Annotated in this window: 13 protein-coding genes; 9 read left to right on the top strand and 4 right to left on the bottom strand. The window is 72.7% G+C overall.

The features are described from left to right. Positions 1–19: 19 nt before the first annotated feature. Genes ABGB17_RS33670 through ABGB17_RS33690 form a run of 5 tightly spaced genes read left to right on the top strand, consistent with a single transcriptional unit; the run spans position 20 to position 6318 of the window. A complete protein-coding gene (locus ABGB17_RS33670; RefSeq protein ID WP_347637415.1) occupies positions 20–1537 on the top strand; it encodes a radical SAM protein in 1518 nt (505 codons plus the stop codon). After that, on the top strand, positions 1492–2385 hold the full coding sequence (locus tag ABGB17_RS33675; RefSeq protein ID WP_347637417.1) for a methyltransferase domain-containing protein: 894 nt from the start codon (positions 1492–1494) through the stop codon (positions 2383–2385). Before ABGB17_RS33670 ends, ABGB17_RS33675 begins: the two co-directional genes overlap by 46 nt. Then, positions 2376–3755 carry a TldD/PmbA family protein gene (locus ABGB17_RS33680; RefSeq protein WP_347637418.1) on the top strand — a complete coding sequence of 460 codons (1380 nt, stop codon included), beginning with the start codon at positions 2376–2378 and terminating at the stop codon, positions 3753–3755. Before ABGB17_RS33675 ends, ABGB17_RS33680 begins: the two co-directional genes overlap by 10 nt. Beyond that, positions 3739–5079, top strand: coding sequence for a metallopeptidase TldD-related protein (locus ABGB17_RS33685; protein WP_347637420.1), 1341 nt, complete (start codon positions 3739–3741; stop codon positions 5077–5079). The genes ABGB17_RS33680 and ABGB17_RS33685 overlap by 17 nt, the downstream gene beginning before the upstream one ends. A gap of 15 nt (positions 5080–5094) precedes the next feature. Further along, positions 5095–6318 carry an FAD-dependent oxidoreductase gene (locus ABGB17_RS33690; RefSeq protein WP_347637422.1) on the top strand — a complete coding sequence of 408 codons (1224 nt, stop codon included), beginning with the start codon at positions 5095–5097 and terminating at the stop codon, positions 6316–6318. Positions 6319–7691: 1373 nt separating this feature from the next. Here ABGB17_RS33690 and pepN read toward each other — a convergent pair. Further along, positions 7692–10127: an aminopeptidase N gene (gene pepN, locus ABGB17_RS33695; protein ID WP_347637424.1), complete on the bottom strand. Its 2436-nt coding sequence runs from the start codon at positions 10125–10127 to the stop codon at positions 7692–7694. A 127-nt stretch (positions 10128–10254) separates the two neighbouring features. On the opposite strand from pepN, the gene ABGB17_RS33700 reads away from it, so the two are divergent. The 4 genes from ABGB17_RS33700 (at position 10255) to ABGB17_RS33715 (ending at position 13736) form a co-directional block, all read left to right on the top strand. After that, positions 10255–10704, top strand: a complete 450-nt coding sequence (locus ABGB17_RS33700) for a metalloregulator ArsR/SmtB family transcription factor (RefSeq protein ID WP_347637426.1) — start codon at positions 10255–10257, stop codon at positions 10702–10704. Positions 10705–10976: 272 nt separating this feature from the next. Next, on the top strand, positions 10977–12077 hold the full coding sequence (locus tag ABGB17_RS33705; RefSeq protein WP_347637428.1) for a GTP-binding protein: 1101 nt from the start codon (positions 10977–10979) through the stop codon (positions 12075–12077). A gap of 77 nt (positions 12078–12154) precedes the next feature. Continuing rightward, positions 12155–12490, top strand: a complete 336-nt coding sequence (locus ABGB17_RS33710) for a metalloregulator ArsR/SmtB family transcription factor (protein ID WP_347637430.1) — start codon at positions 12155–12157, stop codon at positions 12488–12490. A gap of 10 nt (positions 12491–12500) precedes the next feature. Beyond that, complete coding sequence (locus tag ABGB17_RS33715) at positions 12501–13736, top strand: GNAT family N-acetyltransferase (RefSeq protein WP_347637432.1); 1236 nt, start codon at positions 12501–12503, stop codon at positions 13734–13736. A gap of 72 nt (positions 13737–13808) precedes the next feature. On the opposite strand, the gene ABGB17_RS33720 is transcribed toward ABGB17_RS33715, so the two are convergent. The 3 genes from ABGB17_RS33720 to ABGB17_RS33730 all read right to left on the bottom strand — a co-directional run bounded on the left by ABGB17_RS33720 (position 13809) and on the right by ABGB17_RS33730 (position 15373). Next, positions 13809–14273 (bottom strand): YdeI/OmpD-associated family protein, encoded by a 465-nt coding sequence (locus ABGB17_RS33720; protein ID WP_347637434.1) that lies wholly within the window; start codon positions 14271–14273, stop codon positions 13809–13811. A 73-nt stretch (positions 14274–14346) separates the two neighbouring features. Continuing rightward, positions 14347–14859, bottom strand: coding sequence for a hypothetical protein (locus ABGB17_RS33725; protein WP_347637436.1), 513 nt, complete (start codon positions 14857–14859; stop codon positions 14347–14349). After that, entirely contained in the window at positions 14849–15373 is a 525-nt protein-coding gene (locus tag ABGB17_RS33730; RefSeq protein WP_347637438.1) for a MarR family winged helix-turn-helix transcriptional regulator, read from the bottom strand. The genes ABGB17_RS33725 and ABGB17_RS33730 overlap by 11 nt, the downstream gene beginning before the upstream one ends.

Below are 15373 nucleotides of genomic sequence, written 5' to 3' on the forward strand. Positions count from 1 at the left end.
CGTTTCTGGGAGACACACCATGCTTGTGAGCCCGAACACCGTCACCTTCTCGGTGGAGCTCCCCGAGGGCACTCTGGACCCGGCTTATCTCGACGAGAGCGGCAAGGTGAGCGTCCTGGCCAACGCGGTGTCCGGTTCGATGGACATCGTGACCCCGGCCGAGGTCGCCGCGCTGGAACGCGTGCGCGCCGGTGACGACGTCGACGGCGAGATCGTGGCCGGCCTGCTCCAGCGCGGGTACGTCTGCACCGACCCGGTCGAGGAGGAGGCGCGCTACCGCGCCATCGTCGACGGCTACTTCCAGGCGATCCAGGAAGCCCCGTTCCAGTTCATGTTCATCCCGTCGTTCGTGTGCAACCTGGCCTGCCCGTACTGCTTCGAGGGCGAGCTGACCACCAAGAGCCCGCGCATGGACGAGGAGATGATCGAGGCCGCGTTCGACACCATCCCGGAGATCCAGGACAGGCACCAGAACTCCGGCCCGCCGTACATCACGCTGTTCGGCGGGGAACCTCTGCTGGACACGCCGTACCACCGCGGCGCCGCCGAGCAGATCCTGCGCGGCTCCTACGACCGCGGCTACCCGGTCACCGCGATCACCAACGGCGTGGCGCTGGACGCGTACGTGCCGATGCTGCTCAAGTACGGCTGCGAGGAGGTCCAGGTCAGCCTGGACGGCACGCCGAGCACCCACGACACCCGGCGCGTGTTCCGCAACGGCAAGCCGACGTTCCACCTCATCGAGCGCGGCATCGACGTGGCCGCCGAGGCCGGCATCCGCGTGCTGATCCGGGTGCTCGTCGACGAGGACAGCGTGGACGACATGCCGCGCTTCGCGGAGTTCGCGCAGGCCAAGGGATGGATCGACCACCCGAAGATCCGCATGTTCAACGGCTTCACCAAGGCCATCACGTTCCTGTACGTCACCCCCGACCACCCCGAGGAGAAGCGCAAGAGCATGGTCAGGGGGGACGTCAAGTCCGGGCTCCAGGACGCCTTCTGGCGCATGGTGCAGGAGAACCCGCTGGTGGACCGCATGCTGCAGCCCGACCTGGCCCGCATCAGGTCGGCCGTCCTGGAGGGGGACCGCCTGCGGCCCAACCTGCAGGGATGCAGCGCCGGCACGAGCGTCGTCGCCTTCGACCCCAACGGCAAGATCTACGGGTGCCCGGAGACGGTGGGCCGCCCCCAGCACGCCTGCGGGACGTTCTACCCCGAGTTCAGCTACGCGGCCGGCTACCGGGATCCGTGGCGGCACCGCCACGTGGACACCGTGCCCATGTGCCGCGAGTGCAACGTGAAGCTGTTCTGCGGGGGCGGCGGCTGCCCCATCAAGGCATGGGCCGCCAGCGGCGGCGACTTCAACACCTGCTACTGCCCGAAGGTGTCCAGCATCACGACGCGCGTCGAGACCCAGTTGGCCTACCTGCTGCCCATGGCGCTGCGCCGGCGGCAGGAGCACGCGAACCGACCGGAAGGAGAAGAGGGAACGTGGGAGCAGATGACACGCGTGGGTTCGTTTCCCTGGATGAGCTGATCCGGCCGCGGCCGGTCGCCGAGCCGGACGCCTGCGGGTGCGCCCCGGAGTCCGCCGACCAGGCGGCGGGCTGCTGCGCGGCCCCGGCCGACCAGGGGCCCGTTCCCGTCGAGACGCACGTCAAGAAGCGCTATGACGCGCTCGCGGTGCAGGGCACCAGCACGCTGTGCTGCTCTCCCACGTCGGTGTACACCCCGGAGGAGCTCGCCGATATCCCCGGCTGGGTCCTGGAGTTGTCCAGCGGCTGCGGCTCTCCCATGAACGCGGTCGCCCTGCGCCCGGGGCAGACGGTCGTGGACTTCGGCTGCGGCGCCGGCCTGGACCTGCTGATCGCCGCGCGCAGGGTGGGCGAGACGGGCCGGGTCATCGGCGTCGACGCGTCGATGCAGATGGTCAGGACGGCCCGGCGCGCGGCCAAGGAGATGGGCCTCACCAACATCGACGTGCGGGTCGGCGACATCCGGCGCCCGCCGGTGCGCGACGCCAGCGTGGACGTGGTGATGAGCAACTGCGTCCTCGGCATGTTCCCCGACAAGAAGGAAGTGCTCCACGCGGTCGCCGCCGTCCTGCGCCCGGGCGGTGTGGCGGTGATCTCCGACGTCGTGTACTCCGACGACGGCCCGCCTCCGGCGGACGTGGCGGCCAGCGACTCCGCCGGCGCGGAGGAGTTCGCCCGGTGCGTCGTCGGCATGACCGAGAGCCAGTACCGGGAGCTGGTGCTCGGCGCGGGCTTCGGCAGCGTGGAGATGCGCAGCGACGGGCTCGTCCCGTACCGCGACGGCGCACAGGTCACCAGCGCCATGATCTTCGCCTACCGGGACGACAGCCCCGCGCAACCGTGCTGCTGACCAGCGGCTCACCCGCGCTCTTCCGGGACGCCGGCCTGCGGGCGGACGACTACGCCGAGGTCCGTGTCGAACGTGCCAGGACCGTCGACCTGGTGTGGCGCGGCGACGGCCTGGAGAGCAGCGTGACCAGTCGTGACGAGGGGTGCTGTGCCCGGGTGATCGGCGGGGCGGGGTCGGCGTTCGCGTCGAGCACCACCATGGACGCCGGGCCGGTGCTGCGCAGGGCCGCGCGCGACGCCGTGGAGCTGGGGTGCGCGGCGGGACGTCTCGCCGCGCACCGGCCGTACCAGGACGATCGCCCCGGTGAGGCCGGTGAGCCCGCGGAGACGGTCGACGTGGCGGAGAAGATGGAACTGCTCGGCGCCTATCACGCGGCGGCGCTGGCGGCGCATCCCGGCGTGACCGGCGCGCTGGTCTACTACCGCGAGTCGGTCGCGGACGTGGAGCTGTTCACCAGCGAGGGGACCGGCGTCACGTATCGGCGCAGGGACCTGACGCTGCAGATCACCGTATACGCCGACGGCGGCGCCGCGCGGACCGCCGGCTCGGTGTCGGCCGGCAGCGGCGGCGACTTCTCCGTGGTGCGCGGTCTCGCCCCGGACGTGGAGGCCGCCGTCGCGACCGCCGTGGACCTGCGCGGCGCCCCCGTCGTCCAGCCCGGGGATTACGACGTGGTGTGCGACGGCCCGCTGGCCGGCATCTGGGCGCACGAGACGATCGGGCATCTCGCCGAGGCCGACCACCACCTCGGGGACGCGCGTCTGCAGCGGTCCCTGGCTCCCGGCCGCCGGCTCGGCCCGTCCATGCTGACGATCACCGATCACCCCGGACGACCCGGTGCGCGGGGGTTCGTACCGGTGGACGACGAGGGGACGGCGGGGAGTCCGGTGGAACTGCTGCGCGAAGGGGTCGTCACCCGGCCCCGGCTGCACGACCGCTCCACCGCGGCGGCCTTCCGTGAGGCGCCCACCGGCAACGCCAGAGCCCTGAGTTTCCGCCACCCGCCACTGCCCCGGTTGCGGACGATCGCCGTCGCCCCCGGCGCCGCGACCGAGGAGGAGATGATCGGCGGTGTGGCCCGCGGGCTGCTGGCCCGCGGCGTGCTCGGCGGGCAGACCGACCGCGCCGGTTTCACCTTCCTGCCGGCGGAGTGCCGGGAGATCCGCGACGGCGAGGTCCGCGGCCGGGTCAGAGGCGTGGTGCTGTCCGGTGACGTGCTGGGCGCCTTCGCGGCCATCGACGCGATCGGCCGGGAGCAGTGGCGCGGCGACACCTCGGCGAGCTGCGGCAAGCAGGGCCAGAACCCGCTGCCGGTCAGCTCCTGGGCCCCCGCGCTGCGATTGCGAGGCATGCGTGTCAACTCTGGCTGACCGGCTGGACCAGGTCGGCGCGGCGGCCGCGGCCCGTGCCGCGCACTGGGAGATCCTGGTCGTCGAGCGCGACGACACCGTGGTGGAGGTCGGCTCGGGTGTACCCGATCTGGTCAGGTCCGCGCACGAGACGGCGCTGTGCCTGCGGGTGCACCGCGACGGCCGGGTGGGCACGGCCACCACGACGTGCCTCGACGACGTGGACGCGCTGGTCGGGGACGCTGTGCGGAACGCGGCCCACGGCCCCCCGGCGTCACCCGGCCGGGCCACGGGGAGGAACGCCACACCTGAGGCCGCTCCGGCGTCCGCCGCCGATCAGGGCACCCGGTCCGTCCGGCTCCTGGCCGAGGAGCTGGGTGCCCTGCAACGCGCCGCCGGGCTGACGGTGCACGGCACGGTGACCCGGACAGAACAGGCGGTGCACCGTGCCGCCCCGGACGGCCGGACCACGACCTGGGACCGTTTCTTCCACATCGCCGCGCTGGCGGAAGGGGCGGCCGTCCAGTTGCCCTGGACCGGCTGGACCCGGACGCCGGTGCTGCCGGCCGCGCTTCCCGCGTGGCTGGAGGCCGCGGCCGGCTGGGACGGGCTGCCCGCCGCCGACGCGCCCTCCGGTGACCACGACGTGCTGCTCGCCCCGTCCGCGGTGCACACCCTGCTCACCCCGCTGGTCACCGCGCTGAACGGCACCGCCGTCACCGCGGGCCGCTCGTTCGTCGCCGGGCACCTCGGCGCGCCGTTCCTGCACCCCTCGATCGGCCTGGACGACCACCCCTCGGTGCGGGCCGCGCAGGACGAGGAGGGCACCGGCGGCCTGGCCTGGCCGGGCAGCGACGACGACGGCGTGCCGTGCGCGCCGCTCACGCTGGTCGAGCGGGGTGTCCCGGTCCGGGCCTACCACAGCGTCCGTACGGCGGCCGCGTGCGGGACGGCACCCACCGGGCACGGGTTCCGGGGCAACGCGCTGCGCCGCACGGTGCTCAAGCCGGCCACCCCGGTGCTCAACGGCGCGACGCTGTCCGCGGAACCCGCCGACGTCGGTACGTTCGACGAGCTTCTGGCCGGCGTCCGCGAGGGGGTGCTCGTCGAATCGCTGATGGGCGGGCACCAGCGCGCCGGCCTCTCGCCGGTCGTCGAGGGCAGGCTACGGCTCGGGTTCCTCGTCAGGGACGGACGGGTGGCCGGGATCCTGCGGCAGCGTCCCGTCGCGCTGGACCTGCGTGAGGTGCTCGGCCGCCGCTTCCGCGCGGTCAGCGACCGCCGGTGGGCCGTGAGCAGGATCTGGTCGGGCCGCATGCCGTTCGTCCTGGCCGGCGGGGCATGACGCGAGGAGCGGCCGATGTATGACGTGATCGTGGTCGGCGGCGGGGTCACCGGGGCCGCGAGCGCCGCCCTGCTCGCCCGGGAGGGGATGCGGGTCCTGGTGTGCGACCGCACCCGGCTGCCCGCCCCGGCCGTCTCCACCCACTTCTTCGGCCCGACGACGTTGTCCTTCCTGGACGACCTCGGCGTGCTCGACGAGGTGCTCGCCACCGGCGCGCCGCCGCTGAGGCGCTGGCACCTGGAGGTCGAGGGCGGGTACTACGGGGCCCCCATGCTGCCCCGCTCGCCGTACCACTACAACCTGTGCGTCCGCCGGGAGACCCTCAGCGCGGTCCTGCTGCGCGCCGCGAGCCGGCACGGGGCCGAGATCAGGGAACGCCGCCCGGTGCGGTCCCTGCGCCGGGACGGTGACCAGGTCATCGGGATCGAGGGCGCGGGGTGGTCGGAGAAGGCCAGGATCGTCGTCGGGGCGGACGGGCGGGGATCCCCGACCGCCCGTCAGGCCGGCGCGGCCACGACCTTCGACGCCGGGGCCATGCGCTGCACGTTCCACGCCTACTGGGAGGACGTCGCGCCGCTGCCCGCGCCCGCGCTGGAGCTGTGGCACGACGGCGGCCACGTGCTCCAGGCCGGCCCGTGCGACGGCGGGCTGTGGGTGGTGATGTTGTCGGCGCCCGTGGGGGAGTACGCCGCCCTCCGGGGCGACGAGGGGTACGAGCGCCGGCTGCGGGCCATCCCCGCCATGGCGGACCGGTTGCGCTCGGCGCGGCGGGTCTCGCCCGTGTACGCGTCCAAGAGCCTGCGGAACTTCCACCGCGATCCGGCGGGACCGGGCTGGCGGCTGGCGGGCGACGCCTACTGCCACAAGGATCCGCTGTTCGGCGCGGGCATCACCGATGCCTGCGTGGCGGCGCAGGCCCTCGCCGCCACGGTGCCCCTCGCGGTGGACGGCGACACGCCGCAGGCCAGGGAGCGCTACGCGACGACCTTGGACGACCGCGTCGGGCGCAAGGTCCGCGCGGGCCTGGAGGGGCTGCGCATCGACCCGCCGGAGCCCGGCCAGCTCGCGTGGATCCGCGGAGTGCTGGCCCATCCCGGGCTGGCACTGGAGATGACCCGCCGCTGCTCGGAGCTGTTCGCCGGGCTGCCGGAGGACCGGCGTGCCTTCTGGCAGCGTGTCGCCGACGGCGCCTCTGAGGTACTCGGCCTGCCCCCGGCGGCCTCGGTGGATCCGTCGTGACCACCGTTCCCGGGTACCTGGCCGGGCACGTCGAGGATCTCGTGGCGCTCCAGGCCCGGGTCGCCCACGCTCGCTGGCTGGCCGCGACGGGGCAGAGCGAGGACGCGCCGCCGCCCGAGAACGGCCCCCCCTGGCTGACCGACGGCGGGCTCGTCCTGCGGGCACTGGAACGGGGGGACCTGCACTACGCCGGGGAACTGGTCCTGTGGTACTTCCGCGTCCGGCTGGCGGGGGCGACCGCGCGGCTGCGGCGGCTGCAGCGCACCGTCACCGCCGAGGCCGGCGGCGAGGCGCTCACCCACGGGGAACTTGTCGCCCTCTCGCGGACCGTCACCGACGACCGGCGGCGCGCCGAGGTCCTGGCCGCGCTGGCGGACGTCGGCGAGCGGCTGCGCGAGGGCCGGCGGCGATGGCTCGACGCGTACGCCGAGGCGCGGGCCGAGCTGGGGTTCCCGACGCACGCCGCGCTCGTGCGGGCGTTGCACCCGGAGGTGGACCGGTTCGTCGTCCACGCCCGGGACTGGCTGGACGCCACGCGTGCCGCGTTCCTCCGGCGATGGGACGGCCGGCGGGCCCGCGACGCGCTCTCCACCCCGTCCATGGGGGACGCCCGCCTCGTCGCCGCACGCGCCGTCATGCCCGGCGGCGCCCGGGGCGCACTCGAAAGCGTCCGTTCCACCGTACGGGAGTGGGGCTTCGGGAGGTGCTGGGAACGGGTCCTCGTCGATGACGCCGCACGGCCCGGCAAGTCGGGCACGGCGTTCTGCTCGCCGGTCGCGCCGCCGGTCGACGTGCGGGTGTCCACCACGCCGGGCACGACGCTCGGCCACTACGTCACGCTGCTGCACGAGGCCGGGCACGCGCTGCACTTCACGGCCGGCACCCGGCACCCCGCCGACCTGTGGCGCACGCATCCGGCGCTGACCGAGGCGTTCGGCTTCACCCTGGAACGGGTCGTCCTGCGGCCGGACTGGCAGCGGCGCCACCTCGGCGTCACGGTGGACGCCGAGGCCGTCGAGCGCCTGGCCTTCGCCCGGGAGCACGTCCGGCGGCTGGTGGCGACCAGCCTCTGCTTCGAGATGGCCGTGCACGACGGCCACCCGGACCCGGCCGCCGAGTACGTGCGCTCGTACGGGCGGGAGTTCGGCGTCGCGATGGACGGAGGGGCCGCGTGGGACCGCATGCAGACGTACCTGGAGGGCAAGCCCTGCTACCCGCTGGTGTACCACCAGGCGTTCACGCTGCGGGAGGCGCTGTGGGAGCACCTGGCCGGGCAGGCGGGGGAGCGGTGGTACGCCGGCCCGGACGCCGGCCGGGCCATGCGGGCGCTCTTCCGGGTGTTCGCCGCCGGCGGCGGGGTGGAGGAATGGTTCTCACCCGGCGGCGTCCCGCTCGGACAGGTCCACGGCGACAGCGAGCTCGGCCCTGGCCTCGCCGACCAGCCTGACGAGCCGGCCCACGGCCAGCCGGTCGATCATGCTCAGCGTGCGCCGTGAGACCGACCAGGAGGGGAACATCCGTACGGCGACCGTGCGCGCCGGTTCCCGGTCTCCCGCGGCGGCCAGCAGCGGCGGGATGTCACGCGCGTAGCGCCGCGCGAACGGCGCGAGCAGGTGGTGGTGCGCCGGGTGGGCGAAGCCGTCGGCCAGCGCGCGGACCTGTGCGACGCTCTCGCTGCCCAGGACGGTCGTCCACGCCCACTCCTTGGCCTCCGCGGTGGGCGCCGACGCCTTGAGCCGCTCGGCCCACCGTTCCCCCGCGACGGGGAAGGCGCCGGCGACCTCGTCCAGGGGCTCACCGTGCGCGACCAGGGCCCGGGCGAGCCTGCGGCGCAACGCGTCGTCCACGCCGATCGGGGCGGCTCCGTGGAACCAGCCCCGCACCGTGTCGACGTGGCCGGGCGTCAGCGCCGCGTCCGCGACCGCCCGCGCCGCCGCCAGCCTCCGGTCCGCGTCGCCGTCCGGGGCGTCGACGACGTCCAGCAGACGGTCCACGTGCGCGGGCCAGCCGTGGGCACGGGCCCACCCTTGCTCGGTGTAGGCCGTCAGCAGGGTCGCGACCCGGACGAGCAGCCGCTGGACCACGCCGATCTGCGTCTCCGCCGCCAGACCGCCGAGGACCATCGCCAGGAACCGCCGCGGCGGCAACTCCCCGTGCCGGACCATGTCCCACGCCGCCGTCCAGCAGAGCGAGCGCGCCATGGGGTCGGTCAGCCGGCCGATCCGGTGGACGACCGTCTCGACGGAACGCGGGTCAAGGACGATCCGGCAGTACGTCAGGTCGCCGTCGTTGGGCAGCACCAGCGCACCGGATCGGCTGCCGACGAGCGCGTCCACGCCGGTGCGGGGGCCGTCGGCGTCGAGCTCGTGCCGGCGCACGGGCACCAGGTCGCCGTGCCGGTCCTCCGCGTAGACGCCCACCGCGAGACGGTGCGGCCGGGGCGACCCACCCTGGAGCAGCGCGAAACGCGTGAAGCATCCCGACTCGTCGACGTCGAAGTCCGCCCGTAGCTCGGTGAGCCCGGCCGTCAGCAGCCAGGCGTCCGCCCAGGCGGTCAGGTCCTGCCCGCCCGCCGCCGACAGGGCGCCGAGCATCTCCGCCCGGCCGGCGGTGCCGTACGCGTGGTCCGCGAAGTAGCGCCGCATGCCCTCCAGGAACCTGCCGAGCCCCAGGCGGGCCACGAGCTGGCGCAGCACACTCGCGCCCTTGTGGTACGTCAGCGCGTCGAAGGCCGATCCGGCGGCCTCCACGTCGGGCACGCCGGCCACGACCGGGTGGGTGGACGCCGACTGGTCCAGCAGGTAGGCACGGGCCTTCTTCCCGGCGGCGAAGTCGGCCCAGGCGCCGGCGTCCCCCGTGAGCCGGGTCAGCGCGTGGAGGCCCGCCCAGGTGGCGAACGCCTCGCTCAGCCACAGGTCGTCCCACCAGCGCAGCGTGACGAGGTCGCCGAACCACTGGTGGGAGATCTCGTGGAAGATCATCTCGTCCCGCCGGCGGTGCGCGTACCGGGTGACCGCGCGGTCGAACACGAAGGTCTCCGCGGCGAGCACGCAAGCGGCGTTCTCCATGGCCCCGAAGGTGAACTCGGGCACGAAGCACAGGTCGAGCTTCTGGAACGGGTAGGGCGTCGCGAACGCCTCGGCGAAGAACGCGACCCCCGCCCTGAGCCGGTCCAGCAGGACGGCCGGGTCGGCGTGCTTCGCCAGGGAACGCCGGGAGTGCACCCCGAGCGGCACCGCGCCCTCCTGGTCCGCCGTCCACGACGCCCACGGGCCCGCCGCCACGGCCACCAGATACGTGCTGATCGGCGGGGTCGGCGCGAACCTGTGGACCCCCGCCTCCGGCCGGTGACCGGGCGGGGCGTTGGAGAGCACGGTCCATCCGTCAGGCGCGGTCACGCTGATCTCGAAGGGGGCCTTGAGGTCGGGCTGGTCGAAGCAGGCGAACAACCGGGGGGCGTGGCCGGGCTGCAGGTGGCTGTACACGTACACCTGCTGGTCGGCCGGGTCCGTGAACCGGTGCAGACCTTCACCGCCGGTGGAGAAGTCGTAGTCCGCGTCCACGGTCAGTTCGTTGCCGGCGGCCAGATCGGGCAAGGGGATCCGTCCCGAGCCGTCGTACTCGACCGGTCGCCCGTTGAGCACGGCGGAACGGACCCGCCGGGGACGGGCGTCCACCCAGCTCGAGGTGCCGGGCCGGGCGCAGGTGAAGCGGATCGTGCTCCTGGAACGGAACACCGGCTCCCCGGCCTGACTCAGATCGAGGTGGAGGTCGTAGGAACACACGCGCAGCAGGGCGCCGCGCTCCATCGCCTCGGCGTGGGTCAGCGGAGGGAACGGTATGACGGGACCTCCTGTGCGGAAGGGTTGTCTAGACTCGGGGTGATGCGGCCGGGTGGGTCACACCCGGGGCGCTTAGGGAGAGGACCCGATCGCCATGGCCGAGCACGACGTGCCCGTGCTGCTGCCGCATGAGGAGCTTCCTCCGGTCGCACCCGGCGTGCCGCGCCCCGTGCGGGTGACGGAGCCGCTGACCCGGGAGCAGAGCATCGCGCTCGCCGCGGGCTTCAAGGCGCTCGGGGATCCCGTGCGGCTGCGGTTGCTTTCCCTCGTCGCCTCTCACCTCGACGGCGAGGCGTGCGTGTGCGATCTCGTCGGGGCCTTCGACCTCACCCAGCCGACCATCAGCCATCACCTCAGGGTTCTCCGGGACGCCGGGCTGGTCACGTCGACGCGCCGGGGCACCTGGGTCTACTACCGGGTCGTGCCTGAGGCGCTCACCGCGCTGACGAACATCATCGCCCTGCCTTCCGCCGCCGCGGGACAGGGATATTCAGCGGGCGGTCGTGCACCGGTGCGGTCACCACGGGAAATGATGCGCGAATAACGCCGCACATGAGTATCACCTGAATGATTGTAGCACCTGTATTGACGCTCATCAATACCGTATTCCGGGCAGGTTCCCGTGAAATTGTTAATACTTTATTGCCTGTCGTCAAGACTCTTGACCGTGCGGAATAGAGGTTGTTAGCTGGCAGCCGACACAGACGGCGGACCGGTCACACCATCTCCCCACCTTTGACGCGAATGCTCACTCATGCCGTGCCATGCGGCGATATCTGTACGGATCACCGTTACCAGAAGTGAGGCGAACGTCGGTTGATCACCTTCATGACCTTGAGTGGATTTCTCGGGGCGGGCAAGACCACCACTCTCGTCGCGGTCGCGAAACATCTCCAGTCGCAGGGCCGCAAGGTCGCGGTCGTCACCAACGACCAGGGCACCGAACTGGTGGACACCCAGCTCGCCAAGGCCGCGATCGCCGAGGCGGGCGAGGTCACCGGCGGATGTTTCTGCTGCCGGTTCGAAGACCTTCTGACCGTCGCGCAGCGCTTGGTGGACGACCACCGGGTGGACACACTGCTCGCCGAGGCGGTGGGCAGTTGCACCGATCTGCAGGCGACCGTCATCCGGCCGCTCAGCGCTCATTATGGTGAACGTTTCACGCCCGTGCCCCTTCTGGTGATCGTCGAACCGGAAAGGCTTCACGCGCTCCGTACGTCGCTGCCGCTGGACGACACGGAATCGGACATGTCCTATCTGTTCGGCAAGCAGTTGCAAGAGGCCGATGTGATCGCCCTCAACAAAACCGACCTTCTCGACGCGGCCGAAGCCGCCGCCGTCATCGCGGACCTGCGCGAGCGATACCCCACGGCCACCGTGCTCGGCTACTCGGCGAAATCCGGCGAGGGGCTGGAACGACTGGTGTCCGCGTGGCTGGGCTCGGCCCCCGCCGGGCGCGGTCTCGACATCGACTACGACCGCTACGCCGACGCCGAGGCCGCGCTGGCGTGGCTGAACCTCAGCCTGAACGTGACGGCGGTGGAGGGCTTCGACCCGGACGCCTGGGCCCGCGCGCTGCTGGAGCACCTGTCCGCGACTGCCGCGCGCACCGGCTGGATGATCGGCCACGTGAAGGTCAGCCTCGAGTCCGCCGGTGACCTGAGCAAGGTGAGCGTGACCGCCGGCGGCGCCGCGCCGACCGTGGACGCCGTGGCGGGCCGGGCGTTCACCGAGGCGGAGGTGCGGATCAACGCCCGCGTCGCGTGCGAGCCCGCCGAGCTCGACGCCGCGGTGGCCGCAGCGGTGAAGGAGGTGGCCGCCGCCACCGGCACGTCCGCCGTCCAGAGCGCCGGCGTCCCGTCGTTCAAGCCCGGCTACCCGCGTCCCACCTACCGGATTCCCGCCGCGGCGGGCTGAGTGCCCCTGGCCGGCCGGGCATCGGGCCCCGGCCACCCATGGACGCTCCGCCCTTCATCGTCTATCGTCGATTATCGATGAAAGGCGACGAAGGGCTGTTGGCGCGGGCCGAGGCCGAGGAGTACGCGAGCTGGTTCAGGGCGCTGGCCGACGCCACGCGCATCCAGCTCGTGTCACTGCTGGCCAGGCGCCGTGAGCCGATGACCGTCGGCGAGATCGTGGCCGCGTCCGGGGTGGGGCAGTCGACCGTCTCCCACCACCTGAAGATCCTGGCCGAGGTGCGCTTCGTCCTGGTCGAGCGGCGCGGCACCGCCGCGTTCTACCGGATCAACGACACCTGCGTGCGTTGCTTCCCCACCGCAGCCGACGTGGTCATGGGCAACCCGGTCCCCGCCGCCCCCACCTGCGACTGAGGAGGCCGCCGTGGCCCACGAGGAGATCGTCGACCGCTACTCCAGGCTCGCCAGGACCGCGATGACCGGCCGGTCCGTCACCGACTGCGACTCCGGCTCCTTCGACGACGGCTGCTTCGGGGCGGCCGGCTACGACGACACCGCCGCCCTGCCCGAGGGCGCCCTGCGGGCCAGCCTGGGCTGCGGCAACCCCGTCGCCGTCGCCGACCTGCGTGAGGGCGACACCGTGCTCGACCTCGGCTCGGGCGGCGGGATCGACGTCCTGCTGTCCGCCCGCCGCGTCGGCCCCACCGGCAAGGCCTACGGCCTGGACGCCAGCCCGGACATGCTGAGCCTCGCCCGCGACAACGCCGCGCAGGCCGGCGTCACCAACGCCGAGTTCCTGCACGGCACCATCGAACACGTCCCCCTGCCCGGCGGCACGGTCGACGTCGTCATCTCCAACTGCGTCATCAACCTGTCCGACGACAAGGCCGCCACCCTGGCCGAGGCGTTCCGCGTCCTGCGCCCCGGCGGCCGCTTCGGCGTCAGCGACGTCGTCACCGAGGACACCGCGCCCGACGAGGACCTGCGCCGCCGCACCGAACACCGCATCGGCTGCACCGCCGGCGCCCTGACCGTCACCCAGTACCGCACCCTGCTGCTGGACGCCGGCTTCATCGGCGTCACCGTCACCCCGACCGCCGACCACGGCGACGGCGTCCACTCGGCCATCGTCCAGGCCACCAAGCCCCTCGTCGCCCCCGGTCTCGAGATCCGCCCCATGCGCGACACCGACGCCGACCAGGTCCTGCACGTCTACCAGCTCGGCCTCGACACCGGCCACGCCAGCTTCGAGACCACCGCCCCGGCGTGGGACAAGTTCAGTGCCGCCCGCCTCGGCCACCTGCGCTACGTCGTCACCGACACCCGCACCGCCCAGGTGGTCGCCTGGGTCGCCGCCTCCCGCGTCTCCGCCCGCCCCGTCTACGCGGGCGTCATCGAACACAGCATCTACGTCCACCCCGGCCACGGTTCCCAAGGCATAGGCCGCGCCCTCCTGACCGCCTTCGTCGCCGCCAGCGAGGACGCCGGCATCTGGACCATCCAGTCCGGCGTCTTCCCCGAGAACACCGCCAGCCTGGCCCTGCACCGGGCGGCCGGCTTCCGCGTCCTCGGCACCCGCGAACGCATCGGCCGCCATCACGGCGTCTGGCGCGACGTCCTCATGATCGAACGCCGCAGCCCAGTCGTCGACGCCTCATGACACCATCGATCGCCGGCGGCGGGCCCCAAGAGTTCGGGTACGGGTTTCTCCTCTGCCGGCCTTCCGGCGCGCTCAGCCCTTGGGACGCTGCTTGATGCCCGCCTCCAGCAGGCCGACCATCTCGGCGATGCGCCGCGCCCGTATCCCGGGCCGGCCCTTGGTGCCGTCGATCCAGCGCAGATAAGCCCGCCGGTAGAACTGGGCGAGCGAATCGAAGAACGCGCCCGCCGCGGGGCTGGCCTCCAGCGCCGCGGCGATGTCCTCGGCGAGATCGGCCCGCTGCGGCCCCTCGGGCGCCAGCACCACGCTCACCCGCGTGCCCGGCTCCAGCCCGCACCGCAGCCAGGCGGGGCCGAGGAGGAAACCGCGTTCCCCGTCGTGCTCGGTGATCACCGCGCGGACACCCATCCCGTTGATCGTGCCCGTCACATGGTGCGACGGCTTGGCCGTCCAGACCAGGTCCGGGTCGAACGGCACCGGGACGAACATGCGGCCTCGCCCGCCCGGCCGGCTGTCAGCCGTGTACTGCTGCTCCACGCCCTCGATACTGCCACGGCGGACGAGCCGGGCGAAGCGAAGGCAGCCCGCGAGGAGCCCGGCAGCCGGGAGGTCATCCGTGCTCGGCGTGTGCCCCGTGGTCGGAGACCTGAGCGTCGAACCAGGCGTGCAGTGCGGTCACCAGGCCGCTGTCGGTGGTGGTGTAGACGATCTCGGCACCTGCGGAGCTCTGGGCGTAGCGGATGGTGACGCGGCGGTGTCCTTGCTGGAGTTCGCGCAGCCCCGGCATATCGGTGCCGTGGATGGAGGCGGGGTCGCCGTAGTCACCCTTGCTGAAGCCGGCCGCCTCCTCGGTGAGATGCCGGCGGATGAGGGTGATCTGCCGGGAGTCGTGAGGGTCGTCGGCGGTCACCGTCTGGACGCCGCCGCGGGAATTCTTGGTGAACCGATGCGTGGTGCGCTCCAGATCGAACGGCATCACCTGCCGGCCCTTGGCGGCGATCGCCGCCTGGCGCCCGGCCGGCGCGTGCTGCTCACGATCCAGGAGCGCATGACCGGCGAAGGCGAGCACGAGGACGGTGAGCGCGGCGGTGAACAGCCACAGACGTCGGCCGCTACGTCTCATCACTGGCCTCCGTGAGGATCTCCAGGGCGCGCAGCACATTGGCGCGCTCACCCGGGGGAACACGATCGAGAACGGCCGAGAAGCGCTCCGCCCGTGCCCGCGCGAGCTGTGCCGCCGCGTCCACGCCCATAGGGGTGAGCCGGATCACCACACCTCGCCCGTCGTCGGGAGCCGGGGCACGTTCGGCCCACCCGCGGTCGATGAGCTGCCCGACCAGACGACTGGTGGTGCTCTTCTCCAGCCGCAGCCGATGAGCCAGATCGTTCTGCCGCAACGCACCATCCCTGGCCAGTTCCCCCAGAGCATGGGCCTCCGACACCGGCACGGGCCGCCCACAGGGAGTCCGATCAGGCTGATGAAGACCGAAGGCCCGCACGAACCTTCCCACGGCCTCCTGCAGTCGTAGCTCTTCCGACATGGTTCGACTATACAACCAGATTGGTTGTATCGCACAACCACTTGCCGTCGGTGTCCACCACTGGGCGGTCCTCGTCCGCCGGGGCGGCGCAGGCAT

Source organism: Sphaerisporangium sp. B11E5 (genome assembly GCF_039871875.1).
Lineage (GTDB): Bacteria > Actinomycetota > Actinomycetes > Streptosporangiales > Streptosporangiaceae > Sphaerisporangium.